Genomic DNA, 24,564 nt, shown 5'->3' on the forward strand with positions numbered 1-24,564 from the left:
TGGGGACGCGGTTTGGGGATCCAACAGCTCGGAGTACTTCGAAGCGCCCCAGTACTGACGTCCGAAGTCGGAGCGGAATCTCCATCGGACGTCCGGCACGAAGGGACCTTGGGCCCTGCGCCCGGAGCGGGTCAACACAACAGACTGGTCGTTATGCGCAAACGATTCGAGTTGGCTTTCAACGTGTCCTATCTGGCGGTCATCTGGGGACTGGTGATCGCCATGCGGCGAAACCGCAACCGGGTTCCACAGGAACAGCGCCAGACCGCAGCCCGGTTCGAGGAGGCGTTCACCCTGCTGGCGACCGGCGACACCGCGCATCTGGCGTTGCGGGCCGTATCGATGGCACGGGGCGAGGACCGCGGGTACCTGACCTGGCGGGGACGCCGGGCGAGTCTGATCGGCCTCGGGGAGATGGCGACCTCGATCACGATCACCCTGTTCTATGTGCTCTCTCTGGATGCCTGGCGGCTGCGATTCCGGCGGTCCTGGGACGGCTTCACCAGGTCGCTGCTGGGGCTGTCGTTCGTGCGGTTGATCCTGCTGGCGACCCCGTTCAACAACTGGGACAAGGACGAGACGCCGGCAGGCTTCGCCGTGGACCGCAATGTCCCGCTACTGGCCGTGGGTGCGAGCGAGATGTACCTCATGCGCCGGGAGGCCACCCGCACCGGCGACCGCACCTTCCGCTTCCTCTCCGACGCCATGGCGGCGTCCTTCGCCTGCTATCTCCCGGTCATTCTCTGGGCCCGCCGCATCCCCCAGCTGGGCCTGCTCATGATTCCCAAGACCCTCGCCTACCTGGCCATGGCCTTCCGCGTCTACCGCGACTTCTTCAGCGGCACAGCGCAATCGGCCGAGACGGGGCCGCGGGCGCGCCCAGGGCGCGACTCGCTCGAAGGCGGCAGCGAGCCGCGGCCCGCCCACCGGTGAAGTGCTCGCCGTGTGCGAGCCGCTGAAGAGTTGGGCCCGAAGGCCCATACGGCCGTTCCCACATCCGAAGGTTGCTGTCAGATCATCGCTGGCAGCCTTGACACAAAGGTTGCTGATCAGATGCTCGTCAGTGTGGTGATCGCGATCGTCGCGACATTGGTGTCGGTGGCACTGATCGCGCGAGTCGCCCAACGCGTGCTCGGGGTCCGGGTGGGGCTTGTCCGGGCCACGTTCGCCGCGCTGGTAGCGCTGGGCGTCGAGCTGGGATTCGAATCCCAGGTGGTATGGAAGCAGTCGGTTGATCGGTTGGCGTTCCTGCCTCAGCAGATCGGTGTGATCCTGCTCGTCGCACTGTTGTTCCTGGTCGTCGCCGAGATCGTGATCCCGCGGGGCAGTATCGCCCGTCCGGACCAGATGATGCGCGCGGTGCGGCTGCGGACGCAGCAAGCCTGGCGCGGTTTTCAATTGAGCAGAGTGGCAGTCCGGCATGGCATTCCGGGGCTGGCCCGCACGGGTCCGAACGCCGGCACACCGCAGGAGCGAATGGAACAGGCCGCTGCGCTGCGCGCGGCGCTGGAAGAAGCCGGGGTCACGTTCGTAAAGCTGGGGCAGATCCTGTCGACGCGCCAGGATCTGCTGCCGCAGGAATACATCGACGAGTTGTCACACCTGCAGCAGCGTGTCGGCCCGGTGCCGTGGCCGGAGATCGCGGCGGTGCTGGCACAGGAATTGAAGGACGACCCGGACAAGGTGTTCGCCGCGATCGATCGAGAGCCGTTGGCCGCTGCCTCCATCGCCCAGGTGCACCGGGCGCGGCTGCACACCGGTGAAGAGGTCGTCCTGAAGGTGCAGCGCCCCGGCGTCGGTCCGGTGGTCGAGCGGGATCTCGGGATCGCACTGAGCTTGGCCCGTCGCCTCGAATCGAGCACTGCCTGGGGTCGCTCGATCGGAATCGGTGAGTTGACCGAGGGTTTCGCCCATGCACTGCGGGAGGAACTCGACTTTCGGATCGAGACGCGCAATATGGCGGCATTGCGGGCCACGATCTTCCAGCACGACACCACGCCCTCGATAGTTGTCCCGAAGCCCTACCTCGACTATTCGACCGAACGCGTGCTCGTGATGGACTTCGTCCCCGGCAAGACGCTGAGTTCGCCCGATGCGGTCGAGGGCCGGTCCAGGACGGAGCGGAACCGAATCGCCGCAGTCCTGTTCGAATCGCTGCTGCGGCAGGTCATGGTGGACGGTGTCTTTCATGCGGATCCGCATCCCGGCAATATCGTGCTGCTCGACGACGGCGGCGTGGCGCTGATCGACCTCGGCTCGGTCGGCCGGATCGACTCCGAACTGCGCGCGAACCTGGGCCAGTTCTTGATGGCCGTGGACCGCGGCAATCCCGAACTGGTCTGTGACGCCCTGCTCTCGTTCGTGGTCCGCCCGGAATTCGTCGACGAGGACGGGCTGCGGCGTGGCATCGGCCGATTCATGGCGCTGCACATGGCCCCGGGCACCTCGGCCGATATCACCGTATTCACCGATCTGGTGCGGTTGGTCGCCGAATACGACCTGACGGTTCCCGGTGAGGTGGCAGGAGCGTTCCGGGCCATCGGCACGCTCGAGGGCACCCTGGCCGCAGTGGCACCCGATTTCGACATCGTCGCGCAATCGCGTGAGTTCGCGAACCGACAGTTCACCGAGCGACTGGCACCGGAGTCGCTGCAGGCCGCGGTCACCGACGAGTTGCTCACCGTATTGCCGCTGCTGCGGCGGATACCCAGGCACGCGGACCGGATAGCCTCCTCGCTGGAGGCGGGCCGGCTGACGGTCAACGTCAGCCTGTTCGCCGATCATCGGGATCGCTCGGTGGTCACGGGTCTGGTCAATCAGGTGCTGCTGGCGTTCCTTGGCGGCATCATCGGAATCATGGGTGTGGTGCTGTTGGCCAACCCGGGCGGCGCTCGGGTCACCGACACCCTGACATTGCACGAAATGTTCGGCTACAACCTGATTCTGGTCAGCGCGGTCCTGGTGCTGCGCGTGCTGTACGTCGTCTTCAGCGCGCGCCGCGAATAGCCGCATCTGTGCCGCGATTCCCGCGAAGGCGAGGGAGCGCGGGCTCGACAACCCCTCAGCGCTCGAGCATGTGCTCCGCGTTTTGCGGCGCATCGCCGGTCTCACGGGCCGCGGTCTTTATCGGGCCGCGCAGGCACAGGCAGAAGATGGCGAAGCCGACGGACAACAGGATGTGGCCGAGTCGGGCGATACCCGAGATGGCGGGACTGACATCGTGGTTCAGGACCGTGAGGATGCCGTGCGCGACCATCATGGCCACGGTCACGACCAGCCCGGTGTTGTAGGTCCAGAAGAAGGCGTTGAACCATCGGCCGGAGGCCAGCGCGAATTGCTTGTCCAACACGATGCGATGCGCTGACCGAACCGGCCAGCGCACGGCGCCGGCGAAACGACTGAGCCCCCACCCGCACACCGGATGGGGGCTCAGCAGAGTCTCTACCAGAAGCGATGCAAGCGCCGCCCTACTTCTTCGCAGATGCTAATCCGCTTCGGAATTCGACGACGTCGCCGTCGGCCATGACGTAGTCCTTGCCTTCCATCCGGACCTTGCCGGCGGCCTTGGCGGCGGCCATGGAGCCGGCGTCGACGAGGTCGGTGAAGGCGACGATCTCGGCCTTGATGAAGCCGCGTTCGAAGTCGGTGTGGATGACGCCGGCGGCCTTGGGGGCGGTGTCGCCCTGGTGGATGGTCCAGGCGCGGGCTTCCTTGGGGCCGGCGGTGAGGTAGGTCTGCAGGCCGAGGGTGTGGAAGCCGGCGCGGGCCAGGGCATGCAGGCCGGGCTCGGTCTGGCCGATGGATTCGAGGAGTTCGAGGGCGGATTCCTCGTCGAGTTCGAGCAGTTCGGCCTCGACCTTGGCATCCAGGAAGACCGCGTCGGCGGGGGCGACGGCGGCCTTCAGCTCGGCCTTCTTGTCCTCGTCGGTGAGGACCGACTCGTCGGCGTTGAAGACGTAGAGGAACGGCTTGATGGTGAGCAGCGACAGTTCCCTCAGCAGCTCGGTGTCCACCTGGTCGCGCGCGGCGAAGAGGGTCTTGCCGCTGTTGAGGATCTCCTGCGCCTGCTTGGCGGCGTCAGCGACCGGCTTGCGATCCTTCTTGACCTTGGCTTCCTTGTCGAGGCGGACCACGGCCTTCTCGAGGGTCTGCAGGTCGGCGAGGATGAGCTCGGTCTCGATGACCTCGATGTCGGACAGCGGGTCGACCTTGCCGTCGACGTGGACCACGTCGTCGTCGGCGAAGACGCGCACCACCTGACAGATGGCATCGGCCTCACGGATATTGGCGAGGAACTTGTTGCCCAGGCCGGCACCCTCGGAGGCGCCCTTCACGATGCCCGCGATGTCGACGAACGACACGACGGCCGGGACGAGGCGCTCGGATCCGAAGATCTCGGCGAGCTTGCCCAACCGCGGGTCCGGCAGCGGCACCACGCCGACATTCGGCTCGATGGTGGCGAACGGGTAGTTCGCGGCCAGCACGTCATTGCGCGTCAGAGCGTTGAACAGCGTCGACTTTCCGACGTTGGGCAGGCCGACGATTCCGAGGGTGAGACTCACGAGAGTGGGAGTCTACCCGGACCGCCGGCCCGCTCCATCACCCCAGGTCCGGGCGCTGGGTTCGGCAGACCCGCGGGGTCCGGCCGAGGTAGGCCAGGCGCTGCGTCAGGACATCGCCCGCCTGCGTGACCTCGGCTACCCCGCGCACGCCGCCCGCGGGCCCGTCGGCGGCCACCGACTCGGCCAGGGCTCGACCATGCCCCCGCTCCTGCTCGGCGACGACATGGCCGTCGCGGTAGCGGTCGCCATGGGCGTGGCCGCGGACGGCAGCACCGACATCGCCGACATTCACGCGAATCTCGAAGGCGCCCAGCCAAAGCTGGATCGCGTCCTCCCGAAACGTTTGCAGCGCAAGGTGACCGCCCTCCGTTCGGTCACTACGCCGCCGCGACCCAATCGCAGGCGTGATCGCGACTGTCCATTCGCGACGGCTTCGCGCGCGGAGTTACAGCCGGTGTTCGGTTACGAAAACAACTGGCTGGCCGGTGATTCGGGCGATGGACTCGAAGACGCGATCGTCGGACGACATGGTGAGCCTGTGATGCTCTGCCGTTGCCGCGATGAGTAGATCAACCGGCCCAGCCGAGCGGTGGACGCCCTGCTCGGTCACGAGGCTTGCCGAGGTGCCGCTCAGCAGGCTTCGAAGCCGGAAACGCCACGCTCAGAATGAACCCGTTTCGGGGCCGGCCAGGTGGACGCTACGGGGTGCCGGCCGGTTCGGAGAGGACCGCGACGTGGCGGACGGTTCCGGACAGTTCAGGTAGCTGGGTGGGTGCGGTCCAGGTGCGGAAGCTGTCGAAGCTGTCGCTGTAGAAGTATTTTTGATCGGTGTACGCGTCGAAGTAGATGCGATGGCCTCCTTTGGGAAGGGCGATCACGCACTGGCCTTCTCGGGGTGCGCCCCAACCGGCCCAGTCGCCGGTGGCGATGAATCGGTACGGGCCCAGCGGAGTCGAAGCGACCGCGAGTTCGATGAACTTGGTGGATTCGTTCTTGGTGAAGGCGTAGAAGTTCCCGTCGTGGGCGACGAGGGTGGTGTCGATGAAACCGAGGTGGCCCGGTCGCTGTGGACCGATGCCGATCAGGGGAACCGGCGGGCTCCAGACCGGGCGAGCCGGATCGGACGCGATCATCAGATACGGGGTGAAACCGTGGCCCTGCGAGATGGAGACGAGCACACCGACGAATCCGTTGGTTAAGGTGAACCATGTTGGCGCCCAAGCAGCTTCGGCCTTCGGGACCGGCACGGGGTAGTCACACACGTGAGTCCAGTCGAGGCGGTCCGTGCTACGCGCGAATCCGATGGTGTGGCCGTCTCCGGCGGTGGTGTACGCGATGTAGTACGACCCGTCGGTATGCCGCAGCAGACTGGGGTCCCGCACCAGCCCGGACGGGGGCCGATAGGCCCCGCCCCGCAATAACGCGAAGTTCGTGGCGTCCTCGGATTCATACACGAACAACTCGGCATCGGTGTCATTGGTGAACGCGGTCATCGTGTACCGCGTAGCCGCGGTCGCCCGCGCAACCCCCGCCCGCCCACCGATCCCGGCCCCGACCGACAACAAGCCCATCGAAGCCAATACCGCCCGCCGATTCCACCGGATCGCGCTCATCCGCAGCATTATTCAATGCCCGATAGCCGACTCGTAGCCGCCGCGCCGAGCAAGCTCGCCGCCGCCATCCGTCTACGAGGTGATCACTGATTCAGACCAGCCGATCGAGGATGGCCGCCAGTTCGCGAGCCTGGAACATGACACCGGCATGTCCGGCCGAGAGGGTATGGACGTCGAAAGGATTGTCCGGCGTGAGGCGATCGGCGTCGTCGATCATCTTCGAGGCCAGGGCCTCGGTGATGACATTGTCATGGGTGAGGCGAATGTAGCTGTGCGGAATCCGTCCCCAGGTGTCGGCCTCGACCCGGCCGTCGGCGAAGTTGGTGTGCGCCCCGTCCTCGGGCTGCATACCGAAGTTGAGCACCAGGAGCATCTGTTCGAGGGTGGCCTCGGGCATATTGGTCACCCGGAAATCCTCGAGGGCTTCGGGATCGTCCGACCGCAGATTGAAGCGAATCAGGCCACGGGAAACCGGTTCCATTCCGAGGAACAGCGAGTGGTCCGGGTTCGGGACCGGTACGCCCTTCAAGGCTTCGGGAGTTTGGCTCAAGGCCGTGGCGCTGGGCGCGTCCTCGGTGGACGGGCAGAAGGCCGACACGTAGACGATGCGGTCGATGGCGTCGGGGATGACATTGGCGACCAGACCGACCGTGATGCCACCGAGGCTGTGGCCGACCAGGATCACCGGGCCGTGCCGCCGCACCTGCCGGACCACCTCGATCACGTGGGCGACATTGTCCTCCACGGTAATCGCGGACATCGGCGAAGACCCGGCCGCGAATTCGGCGATATCCTGCGCCTGGTACGACATGGGCATCGAGGCGTCGAGCCCGTGTCCGGGCAGATCCACCGGCAGGCTGCGGTGCCCGAGGAGGGCGAGTTCGCGCACCACCGGCGTCCAGAAGAAACTGTTGCTCGTCAGGCCATGAACGAACACGAATGTTGGAGCAGCGGTGGCATTTTCGGCGTTTTGTTCAGTTTCTGGCATGAATCCCCCAGTGGTTTACGAAAACTGATGCTGGGTTCTTTACCCACACCGGAACGCCGCCAACCACCCGCACCGGCGCGGCGAGGGCCGTGTCTCAGCCCGCCGTCGGAGCCGTCGGGTCGGGCTGGACCGGAGGCTCCGGGGCAGACGGTTCCGGAAGCGACTGCGCCGCAACCGGTACGAGCTCAGCGTCGGGGATCTCGGTGCCGTGCAGCGAGGTTCCGGCGGTTTCGCGCAGGAAGGCGCAGGCGATCAGCCCGATCAGTGACGCCGCGACCAGGTAGCCCGCCGGGAACAACGACCAACCGGTCCTTTCGATGACCGCCTCGTTGACCAGCGGGGCAGTGCCGCCGAAGAGAGCCGTGGACACGTTGTAGCCCAACGCGAATCCGGCATAGCGCACATGAGTGGGAAAGATGGCCGGGAAGGTCGAGCTGATGGTCGACAGCTGCGGCACGTACAGCAGCCCCAGCACCACGAATCCGATGACCGCCCAGACGGTTCCGTGCCCCATCAGCCAGTACATGGGCACCGCGAGGACGGTGAGCCCCACCAGCGACACCAGCCACATCGGCCGCCGGCCGACCCGGTCGGAGAGGCGGCCGAAGAACGGCAGCGACACCATCATCACCAGCTGGCCGATCAGCATCATGGCAGTGGTGGTGGATTCCCCCAGGCCGATGGTGCGCCGCAGGTAGGTCGGCTGATAGGTGAGCAGCGTGTAGTTCACCACGTTCAGGGCCACGACCAGGCCGATGAGGGTGAGGAGTTCGCGCCGGTAGGTGGTGAGTACCTCGCGCAGGCCACCCGGCGGAGTGTCCCGCTCGTCCTGTTCGGACAGTTCGGTGAACACCGGCGACTCGTCCAGCCGGCTGCGCAGATACCAGCCGGTCAGGCCCAGCGGCACGGCCAGCAGGAACGGGATGCGCCAGCCGCCCGCGTACATGGCGTCCGAACCGAGCGCCAGCTGACAGGCGAGCACCACCGCCGAACCGCCGACAAACCCTGTGAGCGTGCCGAATTCGAGGAAACTTCCCAGGAATCCGCGTCTGCGATCCTCCGCGCATTCCGCGAGATAGGTTGCGGCGCCGCCGTATTCGCCGCCGGTGGAGAAGCCCTGCACCACGCGCAGCAGGATCAGCAGGATCGGGGCGAGCACGCCGGCCATGGCGTGGGTCGGCAGGATGCCGATGGCGCCGGTGGCCACCGACATGATCAGGATGGTGGTCGCCAGCACGGCTTTGCGGCCGATGCGGTCGCCCAGCGGGCCCCACACCATGCCGCCCAGCGGGCGCAGCAGGAATGAGACCGCGAAGCCCAGCATGGTGCCGAGGGTGCCCAGCGATCCCGGGAAGAAGGCGGAGGTGAGGTAGCCGGCCGTAGCGGCGTACACCCCGTAGTCGAACCACTCGGTCGCATTGCCCATGGCACTCGCGGCCACCGACCTCCGGAGCGGAAAGCCGGCCCTGTTCGGTTCCGTCGTATCTCGCATGAAACAGACCGATACCCATGCACACCATGCGCAAACTCCGACGGTCCCGGGCAGGCCCTGCCGCGTCCACCCTCACCAGTAGCTAAACCATCAACGTGATCGTCATCACAAAACCGACTTTTCCGGCGCTGCCCAATCGGCGCCTCAGCCGAGCGGAAGGTCGCTCGAGCGTGACTCGACGGCATCGAGGTCGGCCATGACGACAGGGTCGAGCGCGATCGTCGCAACGGCGAGGATTGGCTGGGACGACCGGATTGCGGCGCGGCAGGCGCTAGCGGCCGCCGAGACCGGAGAGGGCTATGCCCCGGACGAAAGCTCGTTGGGCGAAGGCGTAGACGAGAAGGAGAGGGAGGAGGAGGACGGTGGCCGCGGCCATCAGCAGCGGCCAGTTGGTGGTGTATTGGCCTTGGAGGCGGACCAGGCCGAGGGTGGCGGTGGCGTAGTCGTTGCGTTGGATCATGATCAGGGGCCAGAGGAAGTCGTTCCAGACCGTGATCCAGGTGAGGACCGCGAGGATCATGACCGCTGGTCTGGTGTTGGGCAGCAGGACTCGCCAATAGGTCTGCCAGGGGGTGCAGCCGTCGAGGATGCTGGCTTCTTCCAATTCGGTGGGGAGAGTGCGGAAGAACTGGCGCATGAGGTAGGTGCCGAAGGCGCTGCCGAAGAGGCCGGGGACGATCATGGACCAGGGGGTGTCCATCCAGCCGAAGGCCCGCATGAGCAGGAATTGCGGGATGACGGTGACGGTCAGGGGGACCATGAGGGTGGCCAGGTAGCCGACGAACAGGACCTCGCGGCCGGGGAAGCGCAGGCGGGCGAAGGCGTAACCCGCCAGGGAGCAGAAGAAGACCTGGCCGGCGGTGACACAGGCCGCGTAGAGGACGGTGTTGAGGAGCATGCGGCCGAGGGGGATCGCGGCGAAAGCGTCTCGGTAGTTGGACCATTGGGGGTGCGACGGCAGGGGCGCCGCGTCGGTCAGCTCGCCCTCCGGCTTCAGGGAGGCCGAGACGGACCACAGGATCGGGATCAACGCGCACCAGGCCACCGCGATCAGGGCCAGGTAGATCAGGATCCCGGAAACCACACGTCTCCGCGGAGCCGCGCCGCCCCTCACAGCTCGGCCTCCGAACGCCGGGCCAGCCATTGCTGAACCACGGTGAAGCCCAGCAGGATTGCGAAGATCACCCAGGCCAGCGCGGAGGCGTAGCCGACCTCGTAGAAGCGGAAGGCGTTCTGGAACAGCATGATTCCCAGGACGTAGGTGCCGGTTTCGGGACCGCCGTTACTGCCGGTGAGGGCGTACGCCTGGTCGAAGGCCTGCACCGAGTTGATGACCGTGATGACGAGGACGAAGGAGAGGGCGCCGCCGATCAGCGGCACCGTGATCGACCAGAAGCGACGCCAGGCGTTCGCGCCGTCGATCTTCGCTGCCTCGTAGAGGTCTTCCGGGACACCCTGCATGGCCGCGAGCAGGATGACGGTCGTGAACGGCACCGATTTCCACACCGTCACCAGGCTCAGCGAGACCATGGCCCACTGTGGATCGGTCAGCCACGGCACCGGGCCCAGGCCGATCCAGCCGAGCAGAATATTGGCGAGGCCATCATCGCTGGCGAAGATGAAGCGGAACACCACCGCCATGGCCACGGTGGACGCGACCAGTGGCATGAACGCCACGGTGCGGAATATCCCGACACCGCGCAGTTTCCGGTTCAGCAGCGCGGCCACGCCGAGGCTGATCGCCACCGTCGGCACCAGGGTCAGCACCGTGAACACCGCCGTATTGCGCAGGGCGATATAGAACAGCGGATCGTCGGAGAACAGTCGCTGGTAGTTCGCGACCCCGACGAATCGCGGCGGGCTGAACAGATCCCACGAGTGGAAGCTCAGATACAGCGAAAAACCCAGCGGGAACAGCAGAAACACCAGAATGGCAGCCAGATTGGGCGCCACGAACAGTCTTCCGGCGCGAGCCCGCCGCCGATCGAGCGCCGATCCCCGCCTCATACCCCGGCCCGCAGCAGCTGATCGATATCGGCGCTGGTCTGCCCACCCAGGGAGGCCGCCGTCGCCGCACCCCGAAGCACCCGATTACAGCCGCGTTCGAGCAGCGCTTCCACCTTGCCCCACAGCGGCGTCACGGCCAGCGGCCGAGAATTCTCCGGGCCCTCGGTGAACACGTCGAGGTTGCGCAACGCCGGATGCGCGGCGGCGAATCCCGGCGACCGCATGGCCGAGCGCAGCACCGGCACGAACAATCCCGATTCCGCGATGATGGCCTGTCCTTCGGGCCCGGTCGCGAATTTGACGAATTCCCACGCCTGTTCGCGCCGCGGACTGCTCGCGGCGATGGCCAGCCCGGTGCTGCCGATATCGGTGATCGCACCCGGCCCGCCGTGCGGTCCGACCGGCAGCACCGTCACATCGAAGTCGAGCGAGTCGTGCCCGCTGAACTCCGAGTACAGCCAGTGCCCGCCCATCAGCATGGCGGCCCGCCCGCTGCGGAACAGGTCCTGCGCCGAAACCGATTGCCGGTCACCGACGCTGGGCGCGACGTGATGGCGGACGGCCAGATCGGCGTAGAACTGCATGCCCGCCGCGAACCGGGGGTCCCCGAGATTCGTGCGGGTGGGCCGCACCGGCGGGCTGAACCATTCGGAGCCGTTGTTCATCCCGAAGCAGGCCGCCGAGAAATATGGCACCCAGGCGTCCACGAACCCCCACTGCTTGGTGCGGCCATCGGAGTCGCGGTGGGTGAGGGCCTGCGCGGCCGCGAGGAACTCATCGAAGTTCCATGCCCCGGCCCAGCGGGTGGGCGGCTGGATCCCGGCCTCGGCGAACAGTTTCCGGTTGTAGTAGAGGAACACCCCCGACCACTGCTCGGGCAGCGCGTACTGCCCGTCATTCCAGACGAAGGTGTCGCGCAATGTCGCGTACCCGTCCGCGCGGAGCCGGGCGGCGTAATCCGGTTCCCGGCCGAGGAATTCGCGCAGATCCACCAGCACACCTCGATCGGCGAGCCCGGCATACAGCAGCTCCCACGCCATCAGCACGTCCGGGCATTTCCCGCCCGCGCAGTAGGTGAGCATCTGCTGCAAGGGGTCCGGCCCCGACATGATGGTCCGCACCGTGATATCCGGTCGCCGCCGATGGAATTCGTCGATGATGCGCTTCCGGGCTCGCGCCTCCTCGGGCCGCGCCTGAAAGAAGAAGGTGACCGCGTCGTCGTCCCCGCCCGCGCAGCCCCCGGCAGCGAGAAGTGCGGCCAGAGCACCGGATCGCAGCAGGGTACGCCGGTCGAAGGCGCCGCAGTCCTCCCGGATGCTCGCGGAGCGGGACTGCACCGGCATCGCGTCTCCTCTGGTCGCGGGCGTTCGCGGCGGAGTGGAACAGGGCGAACAGCGGCGACGGCGACCGGAACCATATGTCCGTGAACTAAATGAACTAATGCCACCACCGTGACGTGGATCTCGAATCAGCATGGCAGCATACGGGGAGCAACCTGCGATACGTGGAAAACACGCGAACTCGCAGCAACCACGCCGGACCGCACCACCCCCGCCACGCCCGGCGCAGCGTCCTCCGGGCCACCCGTACCCGGCGGTCCGATACGAGATGAACAGCCGGTCATAGCCGGTTCACTCGGCTATCGGTTGGGCTACGTTGTGACCATTTCAGTTAGAAACCGCAGTACCGCAGGGAGAGTTGTCGCATGGCGACCATCGAATACCTCCGGACGGACCCCGACCTACCTCCGGTAGGTGTCGTGGACCGGACCCCCATGACGCCCGCCAAGAAGGGCATCTTCCTCGCCATCGCCGTGATCGGCGCGATCGCCTGGGCCATCCTCGCTTTCGCCCGCGGGGAGAACGTGAACGCCGTCTGGATCGTGGTCGCCGCGATCTGCACCTATGTGATCGCGTACCAGTTCTACGCCCGGCTCATCGAACATCGCATCACCAAGCCGCGTGACGACGTCGCCACTCCCGCCGAGGAGATGGAGAACGGCCGCGACTACATGCCGATGGACCGGCGGGTCCTGTTCGGCCACCACTTCGCCGCCATCGCGGGCGCGGGCCCGCTGGTCGGTCCCGTGCTGGCCGCGCAGATGGGCTATCTGCCCGGCACCATCTGGATCATCGTCGGCGTGGTGCTGGCCGGCGCCGTCCAGGACTACCTGGTGCTGTGGGCGTCGGTGAAGCGCCGCGGCCGCACCCTCGGCCAGATGGCGCGCGAGGAACTCGGCGTGGTCGGCGGCATCGCGGCCATCGTGGCGGTGCTGGTGATCATGATGATCCTGCTCGCCGTGCTCGGCATCGTGGTCGTGAACGCCCTTGCGGCGACACCGAATCCGAAGACCGGCGTGCTCGAGGGCGGCAGCCCGTGGGGTGTGTTCTCCATTTCGATGACCATCCCGATCGCCCTCTTCATGGGGGTGTACCTGCGTTTCATCCGGCCCGGCAAGGTCGGTGAGGTCTCGGTCATCGGTTTCGCGCTGCTGCTGGCGGCCATCCTGCTCGGCAACCCGGTGTCCCAATCCGGTTGGGGCCAGGACTGGTTCACACTCTCCGCCACCTTCATCTCATGGATGCTGATCATCTACGGCTTCATCGCCTCGGTGCTGCCGGTGTGGCTGCTGCTCGCCCCGCGCGACTACCTGTCCACCTTCATGAAGATCGGCACAATCGCCCTGCTGGCCGTCGGCGTGCTGGTCACCATGCCGGTGCTGAAGGCCCCCGCGGTCTCTCAATTCGCGCACAACAGCAATGGCCCGGCCTTCGCGGGCAGCCTGTTCCCGTTCCTGTTCATCACCATCGCGTGTGGCGCGCTGTCGGGATTCCACGCACTGGTGTCCTCGGGCACCACCCCGAAACTGCTCGAAAAGCAGTCGCAGGCACGGATGATCGGCTACGGCGGCATGCTCATGGAGTCGTTCGTGGCGGTCATGGCGATCATCGCGGCGTCCATCCTGGACCAGCACCTGTACTTCGCCATCAACACCGGCGGGCTCACCAGCGCGGGCGCGGCGGCCGACAAGGTGAACGGCCTCGGCCTGGGCGGCAACCCAATCGACGCGAACTTCCTCAACGAGACCGCGCAGGGCGTCGGCGAGACCAAGGTCTACTCCCGCGCCGGTGGCGCGCCGACCCTCGCCATCGGCATGACCGAGATCATGCACCAGTTCATCGGAGGCAACAGCCTCAAGGCGTTCTGGTACCACTTCGCGATCATGTTCGAGGCGCTGTTCATCCTCACCACCATCGACGCGGGCACCCGCGTCGCGCGGTTCATGGTCTCCGACGCCCTCGGTAACCTGCCCGGCGCCAAGAAGTTCAAGGATCCGTCGTGGTGGCCGGGCGTGTTCATCTGCTCGGCGGTCGTGGTCGGGCTGTGGGGTTCGGTGCTGCTGATGGGCGTCACCGATCCGCTGGGCGGCATCAACACCCTCTACCCGCTGTTCGGCATCTCCAACCAGCTGCTGGCCGCCATCGCGCTGACCGTGGTGCTGGTGATCGTGGTGAAGAAGGGCCTGCTGAAGTGGGCGTGGATTCCCGCGGTGCCGCTGGTGTGGGATCTCATCGTCACCATGACCGCGTCGTGGCAGAAGATCTTCTCCGGCGACAAGAACATCGGGTACTGGACTCAGCACCACAACTTCACCGTCGCCCGCGACGCCGGCAAGGTGGTGGCCCCGGCGAAGAACATGGACGACATGAACAAGGTCGTGCACAACACCTTCATCCAGGGCACGCTGTCGATCGTGTTCGCGGCGCTGGTCCTGATCGTGGCGCTGGTGGCGCTGTGGGTGATCGTGAAGGCCATCCGGGCCGGCGGCGGCGAGACCACCGAATCACCGGAGGTGCCGTCGAAGATCTTCGGCCCCAGCGGTTTTCTCGCCACCAAGGCGGAGAAGGAGGTCCAGCAGGAATGGGACACCCTGATCACCGATGGCAAGATCCCCGTACCCGGCGCGGCCACGGTCGGCAGTCATTAGCGCGCCGATGAGTGCTCCGGAAGCCCCGCTCACCGCAGGTCCGCTGCGGCGGGCGGGGCTCGCTCTCGTCCGGGCCGTGAAAGCCGTTGCCTGGTGGTTCAACTCGATCCTCGGCGGCAACGACTATGCCCGCTATGTCGATCACCTGCGACTTCACCATCCGGGGCGCGAGATTCCCAGCGAACGCCAGTACTGGCGCGAGCGGCATGCGGCCGCCACAAAGAACCCTGCAAATCGGTGCTGTTGACACGGGTGGCGGTTTTCCGCCAACGGTGATGTCCGATACCCGCTAGCGGAGGTCGCCCGGGACTGACATGGTGGTATGCGTGAGTGCGAACGACTTGGATTTCGAGCGTTGCTACCGCGCCGTGGCAACCCGGGACGCCCGGTTCGACGGGCAGTTCGTGACCGCGGTGCGCACCACCGGAATCTATTGCCGCCCTTCCTGTCCGGCCATCACCCCCAAACGCGCCAACGTCACCTTCCTGCCCACCGCGGCCGCCGCGCAGCAGCACGGCTTCCGCGCCTGCCGCCGCTGCCTGCCCGACGCCGCGCCCGGCTCGCCACTGTGGAACACCCGCGCCGATCTGGCCTCCCGCGCCATGCGGCTGATCGGCGACGGCGTCATCGAACGCGGCGGCGTGCCCGCCCTCGCCGACGCCCTCGGCTACTCCCAGCGCCAGCTCACCCGGGTCCTCACCAGCGAACTCGGCGCAGGCCCGCTGGCCCTGGCGCGCGCCCACCGCGCGCACACCGCGCGGCTGCTCATCCAGACCACCCGGCTGCCCATGTCGGACATCGCCTTCGCGGCCGGATTCGCCAGCATCCGGCAGTTCAACGACACCGTGCGCGAAGTGTTCGCGGTCAGCCCGACCACGCTGCGCGACGAATCCCGGCGACTGCGCGGCGACACGCTCCCGGCCACCAACGGGCTGCTCACCCTGCGACTCCCCTACCGCGAACCGCTCGACGCGTCGTGGCTGGAATGGTTCCTGTCCGCGCACACCGTGCCGGGCCTGGAACTGTGGGAGAACGGCGTCTACAGCCGAAGCCTGCGAACACCGCACGGCCACACCACCGTTCGGCTGTCCATCCAGCCCGGCCACGTGCGGGCGTCACTGTCGCTGCAGGACATGCGCGACCTCGCGCCGACCGTCGCCCGCATCCGGCATTTCCTGGATCTGGACGCCGACCCGATCGGCATCGACGAGGCCATGGCCGCCGGGATGGCGGGCAGCCCAGCGCTCCCAGGCGCTCCGAATGCCGTGCTACCCACGGGGATCCGCGTCCCAGGCTGTATGGACGGCCCGGAACTGTTGCTGCGCACCATGATCGGACAGCAGATCTCCGTGGCGGCCGCCAACACCCACACCGCGCGACTGGTCCAGGGCCTCGGTGAGGCCATCGCCGGGCCGATCCCGCACCTGTTCCCCACCGCCGAGGCCATCGCCGAACGCGGCTCCGAGGTACTGACCGGACCGAGCCGGCGTATCGAGGCCATCGTCGGCGCGGCCAAGGCGCTGGCCACCGGCGACCTCGTGCTGCACGCCGGCCGCACCGCCAGTGAACTACGCCGCGACCTGCTGTCCCTCGACGGCGTCGGGCCCTGGACCGCGGACTACGTCACCATGCGACTACTCGCCGATCCCGACGTACTCCTGCCCTCCGACCTGGTCGTGCGCCGCGGCGCGGGACTGCTCGGCATCGACCTCGCCGATACCGCCCGCTGGTCACCGTGGCGCTCCTACCTCACCATGCACCTGTGGAAACACGCCCTCGCCCACCCGGTCGAGGCCAACCGGAGGACCCCGCAGTGAGCACCGAAAAACGCACCGCCGCCGCCGATTTCACCACCACCACGACACCGGCCGGACCCTTCACCGCGATCGTGGACGCCGACGGCGCCGTCCTCGCCTCCGGCTGGACCGCCGACGCGGAGGAACTCCGCAGCCTCATCCACCCGACCCTCCGGCCCGCCGCGCTGCGCGCCTACGACTCGCTGGGCCCGGTCTCCGAGGCGGTGACCGAATACCACGCCGGAGACCTGACGGCCATCGACGGCATCACCGTGCGCCAGCACTCCGGGCCCTTCCTCACCCACGCGTGGGACATCCTGCGCAAGGTCCCGGCCGGGGCGCCCGTCACCTACACCGACTTCGCCACCATCTCCGGGCGGCCCGCCGCCACCCGCGCGGCCGCCAACGCCTGCGCCCGCAATGCCGCAGCGCTCTTCGTGCCCTGTCACCGGGTGATCCGCACCGACGGCAGCCTCGGCGGTTTCCGCTACGGCCTGCCGATCAAACGGTGGCTGCTTCACCACGAATCCCCGTAAGACCTCCCGCTCGAAGCGGCCGAGCCTGCCGCGTGCGCTGGTCGCGACAACGCCCCGACCACCTCGGCGCCCGGGGCGCGTCGGTGCCCGGGCGTACCGTGGCAGCCATGTGCCGCAACATCCACACCCTGCACAACTTCGAGCCGCCGGCCACCCCGGACGAGGTGCACGCGGCCGCCCTCCAATACGTTCGCAAGATCAGCGGAGCCACCAAACCCTCCCAGGCCAACCAGGCTGCCTTCGACCTGGCGGTGGCAGAGATCACCGCCGCCACCGCCCGTCTGCTCGCCGGGCTGACGACCACAGCGCCGCCCAAGGACCGCGAAGTCGAGGCAGCCAAGGCCCGGGCCCGCGCCGAAACCCGCTTCGCCCGCTGACAACCGCGCGCGCCCAGTCACACCGGCCGATGACTCAGCTCACGGGGTAACCTCCGACCCGCCGCGAATACCGCGACCGGTAGCCGGTGCCGGCCCGGGCGGTTCCAGTCGGCCGTCCGCCGTAAGGGCTAGGCGCCGACGGAGGTTTCGAGGCGGGAGCCGGTGCGGCCGCGAATCACGTGCAGGCGGCTGGGGATGCGCTGGCGCATTTCGTCGACGTGGCTGACCACGCCTACAACGCGGCCGCCGGAGCGTAGTTCGTCGAGGACGCCCATGACGGCGTCGAGGGTGTCGGCATCGAGGCTGCCGAAACCCTCGTCGATGAAGAGGGTGTCCATGACCAGGCCGCCGGATTCGGCCGACACCACATCGGCCAGGCCCAGCGCGAGGGCCAGGGAGGCCATGAATGTCTCGCCGCCGGAGAGGGTCTTGGCGGGACGGATCGCGCCGGTGTAGTCGTCGCGGATATCGAGGCCCAGCCCGCCGCGCCGGCCGCGGGGGCCCGCGGCGTCGGTGTGGACGAATTCGTAACGGCCGCCGGACATTCGGCGCAAGCGCACCGAACCTGCCAGTGCCACCTCCTCGAGGCGGGCAGCCAGGACGTACGAGCGCAGGGACATGCGGCGGTTGTTCTCGCCGCGCCCCGCCACCACCTCGGCCAGCCGGGCCAGCTCGTCGTGGGCGCGCTGCAACGGGGCGATGTGCTCGACCGCCGCCCACAGCTCGGCACACAAGCCCTGGAGGTCGGCGACCCGCCGGGCGGCCTCCGCATTCGCGGCGACGGCCCGGTTCAACTCCGATTCCGACTGCGCGACAGCGGTTTCCAATGCGCCCAGATCGCTCGGTTCGGCGTCACCGGCCGCCTGGATGTCCGGCTCGGCGAGCACCGCCTCGGCATGGGCGCGCGCACGGTCGGCGGCCACCAGTTCGTCCTCGATGGCCGTCTGCTGCGCGGCGGTGCGGGAGGCGGCGTCGACGGCGCGGGCATACTCGCCCAGCACACCGTAGTCCGGCCCGGACTCGCCCATCACCGGCGGCGCGGAATCCACCAGACCCGCGTCGTAGGACAGTTTTTCGACGCGGACGGCGGCCGCCGCGAGCTGCTCACGGGCGGTGGCCGCCTCGACGCGGGCGGACCGCACGGTGGTGGCCTCCTCGACCAGCGCCGCCAGCCGGCCCCGGCGGCGATCGACAGTGCCGTCGGCGCCGGCGGCGGCGCGCAGCCGCTCGGTGAGTTCGGCCAGCCGCCGATCGGTGGCGACGATCCGCTCCGTCGTCGCGCTGGAACGGCTTTCGCATTCCCGCGCCTCGTCCTGCAGCCGGGTCTGATCCGCGCGCAGGGTGCTCAGTTCGGCGGTCAGTCCGTCCACCAGACCCGCGATCTCCTTGGCCTCGGTGCACCGGCGGGCCGAATCATTAAGGGCGACGGCCAGTTCCGCCTTGTCCACATCGCCGCCACGCTCGACCAGCACCTCGACGGCCCGCTCCAGCTCGGCGACCGCCTGGCTCGCCCGTTCCCGCTCGGCCTCCGCCTTCCGCTCCGCGGCCAGCGCCGCGTCCTCGTCCGCCTTGGACACCGCGTGCGCGGCCGGCCGCGCCGGGTCGGGATGCTCAGCGGAACCACACACCGCGCAGGGCTCCCCGTCGGTCAGCGACTCGGCCAGTTCGGCCGCCATTCCGGCCATGCGCTGCTCACGCAGGGACTGCGTACGCTTCCAGGCCGCGGTGTGCGCGTTCCGGGCCCGCTCGAAAGCGGTTCCCGCGCGGACGAGTTCGCCGCGTCGCCGCTCCAGCTCCACGGCCGCCTCGGCCGATGTGCGCAAGCGCAGCAGCTCGGCTTCCAGCCCGGGCAGCCGGGCCGCCGCATCCGCGGCCCCGCGCAACCGGGCCTCCACCCCCGCAACAGCTTCCGGCAACTCCCCCAGCCGCTGTGCCAGCTTGCCCGCCCGGGCGGCGAGATCGGCCTGCTCGGACCGCAAACCGGCCAGCTCCCGCGTCAGCCGGGTGGCCGAATCCGCGTCCGCCCGAACCTCGTCCAGCACGCCCACCTGCGCACTCCACCGCTGCACAGCCGCCTCCAGCCCCGAGACGATATCTTCCCCGAGGCCCGACGCGATGTCCTCGAGGTCGGCGGCGAGATCGGAGCCGGTGAGTTCGGCGGCAGCGAGATCCGCTGCGGCCCAGGTCGTTCCGGGGAGTTCGGCGCTGGCCGGTTCGAGCAGGCGATCGGCCAGCTGTTCGGCGGCGTGGGTGGCGTCCTCGGTGCGGCGGCGCAGGGTGACGGCGGCGGCGCGGGCCTCGGCGAGCGCGGCGGCGACCGGCTCGGCGCGGCGGGCGCGGTCGAGTTCGAACTGGCGGGCGGCGCGCTGGTCGGCGGTGGCGGCGAAATCGGCGAGCTGGGCGCGGGCCGCGGTGCGGCGGCCGAAGAGCTCGTGACGGCGACGCTCGGCCTCGGCGGCGCTGCGGACCCGGGCCGAATCCTGTTGGCGCTCAGCCAGATCGGACGCGGTCTCGGTGAGGTGGGCGCGGGCGGCGGCCAGCAGCGACTGCGACCAGCCGACCGACTCCAGCAGCCCGGCGGTTTCGGTGGCGGGCAGGCCCGCCGCGGTGCCGACCTGGCCGATGAGGCGATCGATGCGGTGCTTGCGGGACTCCAGATCGGTGGAGCTCGCCCGGCGCTTGTCGATCAGCCACTGCTCGGCGGTGCCGAAACGTTCAGTGTCGAAGAGCTTTTCGAGCAGCTTCTCGCGTTCCTCGTTGTCGGCACGCAGGAATCGGGCGAAATCGCCCTGGGGCAGCAGCACGACCTGGAAGAACTGGTCGGCGCTCATGCCCAGCAGGCGCAGCACCTCTTCGCCGATATCGGGAATGCGGGACAGATTCTGGCCCCGCCCGTCCAGCCATTCCAGGGTGGCGGTGGCGTTCTCCTTCACCCAGCCCGATTTGGCGCGCTTGCTGGGCCGCTGGAACTCCGGAGACCGGGTCAGGCGCAGCCGCCGGCCGCCGACCGTCGCCTCCAGCAGCACCCGCGGCGGGGTCTGCTCGTCGGCATGGTCGGAGTGCAGCCGCTTGATATCGCCCCGCGCCCCCGGCACGCTTCCGTACAGCGCGAACGCGATGGCATCGAGCACCGTGGTCTTCCCCGCCCCGGTCTGCCCGTGCAGCAGGAAGAGCCCGTCCGCACCCAGCTCGTCGAAGTCCACCACCGCCGTCTCGGCGAAGGGACCGAACGCCGTCAGCTCCAGCCGATGCAGCCGCACCCGGCGCCCCCTTCCCTCAACGCCATATCCCATCCAACAACCGCGCACCCCTCAACCCACGCAGGACACGCCGAAAACCCTTGCGCCCCAAGACTCATGCGGTCATCCCATCGGACGCCTCGCCCGACTCACCCAGCTCCAGCCCGAAATCCCCCAGATCGAACAGCCCGAGCGCCGCATCGGCCTCCGCCGCATCCGCCCCCCGTACCGACCCATCGAACCCGGCCGCACTCACCACCCGCGCCGCGACCTCGGCCCCACCGTCCACCCGAGCGACACCCACCGATCCGAGTCCGGCACCCGCCCCCGGCGCATCGGCACCATCGGGCGCAGTGAACAACGCACCATCCCCGACAGCGGAAACCTCAACCGGCACAGTGGCACTCGTTGCACCGCCGTCGGCCGGTCCGTCGGCCACGACGGAGACGACCAGCGCGGCAGCCACATCACCTTCGACACCTGCGGCGATCGGATCACCCGACACGGCCTCGACAGGCACCGCAAACGCTTCGGCGACCGCGGGCGGAGAAACCGGCGCGGCGGTTGCGGCGGGTGTGGGAAGGCTGCGGGGGCTGTCGGATTCGCGGGTGGCGGCGGCCAAGGCGCGTTCGAGCCAGGTCATTTCGCCAGGGGTGGGGGTGCCGCGGACGTCGGACAGGAAGCTCTGGGCTATCTCGGTGTCGCGGCGGCCGTGCACACGTTCGCGGTAGCGGAGTTCCTGGTTGCCCTCGGGGCGTTGCCATTCCACGTGGACGGCGTGCGGGAAGCGGTCACGGAGGCGGCGCAGGGCGTCCACCGGGCGTGCCTCGTCGGTGAGGGTGGCCGAGACATAGTGGGATTCGGCTTCGGCGTGCTCCGGGGATTCCAGCAGGGATTCCAGGGGGCCGGTGAGTTGCGACAGGCCGCGCACCACCGGCAGATCGTGACGCTGGACGGCGGACAGGCCGGACGCGTCGAGATCGACGATCCAGACCGCCTTGCGGTGCGAGCGCTCCCCGAACGAATACGGCAGCGGCGAACCCGAATAGCGGACCGACTCCGACAGAGTCTGCGGGGAGTGCAGGTGGCCGAGCGCCACATAGTCGATCCCCGCGAAGGCCGACAGCGGCACCGTCTCCACGCCCCCGACCGAAATGGACCGCTCCGACCCGGTGGCCTCGCCGCCCACCACGAAGGCGTGCGCCAGCACCACGGACCGCGTCCCCGGCCGCCCCGCCAGATCCGCGCGCACCAGACTCATGGCCGCGTCCAGGATCTCGGCATGCGAACGCGCCTGCGGCACGCCCAATTCCGCCCGGGTGATCTCCGGCTCCAGGTACGGAATGCCGTAGAAGGCAATTTCACCGAACGAATCGGACAGCATGATCGGCCGCGCCACATCCGCGATCCGGCAGCGCAAATGCAATCCGCCCGCCGCCGCGAAACTGCCGAGCGCACCGAGCCGAGTGGGCGAGTCGTGATTACCGGAGGTGGCGACAATCGTCGCCCCCGCCGCCCGAATTGCCTCGAATCCCCGATTGCACACCGCGATCGCATCCGCGCTGGGAATGGAACGGTCGTACACATCCCCCGGCAGCGCCACCACATCCACCCCCTCGGCCCGCACCAATTCCGCGATGGCCTGCAGTGAGCACTCCTGATCGGGCAGCAGATCGACGCCATGAAAGGTGCGCCCGATATGCCAGTCGGAGGTGTGCAGGATCCGCATGCCGGAAGACGCTATTAGATCCCCCCGACAGACTGGGCCGTACCCTGGCGAGTCCTAACGAACACGCCGTTGTATAGCGCTGCGCACGGCGCCGCAGAGCTCTGTGCGCGTCTGCGCACACCACGCTGGTTTGCGTATGCCAGGGCGACAACTGATTTCGCAACGGTCGGGATAACTCACCGGGTACGGCCAGCATCGGATCGTCACCCAACCGCCGGCACGGGTGCGAAACGGGCCACGGCTCACAGTCATCCGCCAAAGTCTCGGAGAGGCGGCACAGCTTTGTCGGTGGGGTCCGGCACTATCTCTGGCCATGACCGCACCGATGCTGTTCGCGCTGCTGTTGGTGTTCGTATCGGGGCTGGCCCTGGGCTGGCTCGGGCATGCCGCGCGCGCGGGGCAGCGCGCGGCGGTGGCCGAGGCGCGGCTGGCGGCCGTGCGGGACAACGAGCGGCTGTTGCGGCAATCACTCGGCGCGGCCAGCGAGGACGCGGCGCGACGGCAGTCCCATGCCATCGGTGCGCTGGTCGATCCGCTGCGGGAGGCGGTCGGCAGCCTCGACCGTCACATTCGCGAGGTCGAGCACAACCGCATCAACGCGTACTCCGGGCTGCGCGAACAGGTTGCGGGCATGCAGCGGATGTCCCACCAGTTGTCCACGCAGACCGGTCAATTGGTGGCCGCCCTCCGGGCGCCCCAGGTGCGCGGCCGCTGGGGCGAGATCCAGCTCGAGCGGGTGGTCGAGCTGGCCGGCATGGCCCGGCACTGTGATTTCGACACCCAGGTCACCCGCCGCGGCGATACGGTCGTGCGCCCGGATCTGGTGGTCCGCCTCTCCGGCGGCCGCCAGATCGTGGTGGACGCCAAGGTGCCCTGCACCGCCTTCCTCGATGCGGCGGGTACCGAGGACCCGCGCGAGCGCGACGACCATCTGGCCCGCCACGCCCGGCATCTGCGCAACCATGTGGATCAGCTGGCCGCCAAGGAGTACTGGGCGGCCTTCGATCCCTCCCCCGAGTTCGTGGTCCTGTTCGTGCCCGGCGATCCGTTCCTGGACGCGGCCCTCACCACCGACTCGGGATTGCTCGAGTACGCCTTCGGTCGCAATGTGGTCCTGGCGACGCCCACCACACTCATGGCCCTGCTGCGCACGGTCGCGCTGGGCTGGCGGCAGGAGGCGCTGTCGGCGGACATGGCGGTGATCCAGCAGCTGGGCCGCGAGCTCTACACCCGGCTCGGCACCACCGGCCGCCACCTGGACCGGCTGGGCGCGCAGCTGGGCAAGGCCGTCGACGCCTACAACCACACGGTGGCGTCGGTGGAGTCGCGGGTCATGGTGACCGCCCGGAAACTGCACGACCTGGAGATCGCGGACGGCCCAGTGCCTGAAGTCCGCAGGGTCGAGAGCTGGCCGCGCGCAGTCGGCTTCGCAGATGCGACGGATCGCGACGGCTGAGGCTGGACACGTCTGCCCCGTTGAGCGGCCGTTTTACCGGCGCGGAAAGGTTCGCGGCGCGTCTCGTTCCGGACTGACGTAGCGGGGGAGCGAAGCGGAGGAGCGAAGGAGGGAAGAACGAACATCCAGCGCCGCGAACCCGCCCGGAGCGCAGCGGAGGGCAAATTGGACAGAGCTTCCGCATACCCGTGTGATGTCGCCTGCCTCGCCAAACACCGATATGCCCTAGTGTGCTTGACGTGGCAGTTACCCAACGCGAGCGAACCGAGGTGCCCCCGTCGCACCGTTCGATCCTGCCGTCGGTTCCCGGCGTCCCCGCCGGAGCCGCCGTACTGATCGCTGTGACGTGCACGTTCATCGGGCTCCTGATCGACGCTCAGAGCGCCGGTACTCGACCACAGGGCAACGAACTGACCGGATCCTTCGCCACGCTGTATGTGGCCGGCTGCGTGGTGGCCGTGCTCGCGGTCCGCTACCGGGGACTGTTCACGACGCTGGTACTGCCGCCGCTGCTGCTCTTCTTCGCGGTGCCGCTGGCCTACCAATTCCTATTCGGGTCCGCCGGCAGTCTCAAGCTGAAGGACATCCTGCTGAACCTGGCCATCCCACTGGTGAATCGGTTCCCCACCATGGCCCTGGCCACCGTGATCGTGCTGATCGCCGGTGGGGTCCGCATCGGGCTGCACCTCCGCGAGAGCAAGGACGGCGCGACCGGCGAACCGCGCACCGCCCGGGCCCGTGCCACCCGCCCCGGCAGCGCCCGCGCCCAGCGCACCCGCTC

At 68.3% G+C, this 24,564-nt stretch carries 19 protein-coding genes and 1 pseudogene; 10 read left to right on the plus strand and 10 right to left on the minus strand.

Annotated elements, in window-relative coordinates; translation table 11 throughout:
• Nucleotides 1–153: 153 nt before the first annotated feature.
• Together ON33_RS38465 and ON33_RS23445 are read left to right on the plus strand one after the other, a co-directional pair.
• Complete coding sequence (locus ON33_RS38465; protein ID WP_051152686.1) at nt 154–933, plus strand: hypothetical protein; 780 nt, start codon at nt 154–156, stop codon at nt 931–933.
• A gap of 120 nt (nt 934–1,053) precedes the next feature.
• Nucleotides 1,054–3,006, plus strand: coding sequence for an ABC1 kinase family protein (locus tag ON33_RS23445; RefSeq protein WP_040861189.1), 1,953 nt, complete (start codon nt 1,054–1,056; stop codon nt 3,004–3,006).
• Nucleotides 3,007–3,061: 55 nt separating this feature from the next.
• Here ON33_RS23445 and ON33_RS23450 read toward each other — a convergent pair whose 3' ends face one another.
• Entirely contained in the window at nt 3,062–3,349 is a 288-nt protein-coding gene (locus ON33_RS23450) for a DUF2871 family protein (protein ID WP_051152687.1), read from the minus strand.
• A gap of 118 nt (nt 3,350–3,467) precedes the next feature.
• Nucleotides 3,468–4,562, minus strand: a complete 1,095-nt coding sequence (gene ychF, locus ON33_RS23455) for a redox-regulated ATPase YchF (RefSeq protein WP_040861190.1) — start codon at nt 4,560–4,562, stop codon at nt 3,468–3,470.
• 4 nt (nt 4,563–4,566) lie between these two features.
• Here ychF and ON33_RS42850 point away from each other — a divergent pair, with 4 nt between their 5' ends.
• The gene (locus ON33_RS42850; RefSeq protein WP_051152688.1) at nt 4,567–5,130 is read left to right on the plus strand and encodes a hypothetical protein; all 564 of its coding nucleotides are present in this window, start codon (nt 4,567–4,569) and stop codon (nt 5,128–5,130) included.
• 130 nt (nt 5,131–5,260) lie between these two features.
• Here the strand turns inward: ON33_RS42850 and ON33_RS23465 are convergent, their stop codons facing one another.
• From ON33_RS23465 to ON33_RS23490, 6 genes are all read right to left on the minus strand, one after another.
• On the minus strand, nt 5,261–6,175 hold the full coding sequence (locus tag ON33_RS23465) for a family 43 glycosylhydrolase (RefSeq protein ID WP_040861241.1): 915 nt from the start codon (nt 6,173–6,175) through the stop codon (nt 5,261–5,263).
• A gap of 91 nt (nt 6,176–6,266) precedes the next feature.
• Nucleotides 6,267–7,112, minus strand: a complete 846-nt coding sequence (locus ON33_RS23470; protein ID WP_040861191.1) for an alpha/beta hydrolase — start codon at nt 7,110–7,112, stop codon at nt 6,267–6,269.
• Between the two features lie 145 nt (nt 7,113–7,257).
• On the minus strand, nt 7,258–8,655 hold the full coding sequence (locus tag ON33_RS23475) for an MFS transporter (RefSeq protein ID WP_083869228.1): 1,398 nt from the start codon (nt 8,653–8,655) through the stop codon (nt 7,258–7,260).
• A gap of 271 nt (nt 8,656–8,926) precedes the next feature.
• Nucleotides 8,927–9,799, minus strand: coding sequence for a carbohydrate ABC transporter permease (locus ON33_RS23480; protein ID WP_051152690.1), 873 nt, complete (start codon nt 9,797–9,799; stop codon nt 8,927–8,929).
• Complete coding sequence (locus tag ON33_RS23485) at nt 9,766–10,662, minus strand: carbohydrate ABC transporter permease (protein ID WP_040861193.1); 897 nt, start codon at nt 10,660–10,662, stop codon at nt 9,766–9,768. Before ON33_RS23485 ends, ON33_RS23480 begins: the two co-directional genes overlap by 34 nt.
• The gene (locus ON33_RS23490; protein ID WP_051152691.1) at nt 10,659–12,005 is read right to left on the minus strand and encodes an ABC transporter substrate-binding protein; all 1,347 of its coding nucleotides are present in this window, start codon (nt 12,003–12,005) and stop codon (nt 10,659–10,661) included. The genes ON33_RS23485 and ON33_RS23490 overlap by 4 nt, the downstream gene beginning before the upstream one ends.
• A 362-nt stretch (nt 12,006–12,367) precedes the next feature.
• On the opposite strand from ON33_RS23490, the gene ON33_RS23495 reads away from it, so the two are divergent.
• The 5 genes from ON33_RS23495 to ON33_RS23510 all read left to right on the plus strand — a co-directional run bounded on the left by ON33_RS23495 (nt 12,368) and on the right by ON33_RS23510 (nt 17,359).
• The gene (locus ON33_RS23495) at nt 12,368–14,650 is read left to right on the plus strand and encodes a carbon starvation CstA family protein (RefSeq protein WP_040861194.1); all 2,283 of its coding nucleotides are present in this window, start codon (nt 12,368–12,370) and stop codon (nt 14,648–14,650) included.
• Nucleotides 14,651–14,726: 76 nt separating this feature from the next.
• Nucleotides 14,727–14,897 (plus strand): YbdD/YjiX family protein, encoded by a 171-nt coding sequence (locus ON33_RS39910; RefSeq protein WP_245550678.1) that lies wholly within the window; start codon nt 14,727–14,729, stop codon nt 14,895–14,897.
• Between the two features lie 67 nt (nt 14,898–14,964).
• Nucleotides 14,965–16,467 (plus strand): Ada metal-binding domain-containing protein, encoded by a 1,503-nt coding sequence (locus ON33_RS23500; protein WP_040861195.1) that lies wholly within the window; start codon nt 14,965–14,967, stop codon nt 16,465–16,467.
• Nucleotides 16,464–16,982, plus strand: coding sequence for a methylated-DNA--[protein]-cysteine S-methyltransferase (locus ON33_RS23505; protein ID WP_040861196.1), 519 nt, complete (start codon nt 16,464–16,466; stop codon nt 16,980–16,982). Before ON33_RS23500 ends, ON33_RS23505 begins: the two co-directional genes overlap by 4 nt.
• A 107-nt stretch (nt 16,983–17,089) precedes the next feature.
• Nucleotides 17,090–17,359, plus strand: a complete 270-nt coding sequence (locus tag ON33_RS23510) for a DUF2277 domain-containing protein (RefSeq protein ID WP_040861197.1) — start codon at nt 17,090–17,092, stop codon at nt 17,357–17,359.
• A gap of 128 nt (nt 17,360–17,487) precedes the next feature.
• On the opposite strand, the gene ON33_RS23515 is transcribed toward ON33_RS23510, so the two are convergent.
• The gene (locus tag ON33_RS23515; RefSeq protein WP_040861198.1) at nt 17,488–20,619 is read right to left on the minus strand and encodes an AAA family ATPase; all 3,132 of its coding nucleotides are present in this window, start codon (nt 20,617–20,619) and stop codon (nt 17,488–17,490) included.
• Between the two features lie 547 nt (nt 20,620–21,166).
• Nucleotides 21,167–22,327 (minus strand): annotated as a pseudogene (locus tag ON33_RS23520) (exonuclease SbcCD subunit D); the annotation flags it as partial.
• A 313-nt stretch (nt 22,328–22,640) separates the two neighbouring features.
• Between ON33_RS23520 and ON33_RS23525 the strand changes: the two are divergent.
• Complete coding sequence (locus tag ON33_RS23525) at nt 22,641–23,783, plus strand: DNA recombination protein RmuC (RefSeq protein WP_040861199.1); 1,143 nt, start codon at nt 22,641–22,643, stop codon at nt 23,781–23,783.
• A 239-nt stretch (nt 23,784–24,022) separates the two neighbouring features.
• Nucleotides 24,023–24,564, plus strand: a 542-nt coding sequence (locus ON33_RS23530; protein ID WP_373281055.1) for a DUF6542 domain-containing protein, incomplete at its 3' end; no start/stop codon positions are given.

Source organism: Nocardia niigatensis NBRC 100131 (genome assembly GCF_000308655.1).
GTDB classification, from domain to species: Bacteria; Actinomycetota; Actinomycetes; order Mycobacteriales; family Mycobacteriaceae; genus Nocardia; species Nocardia niigatensis.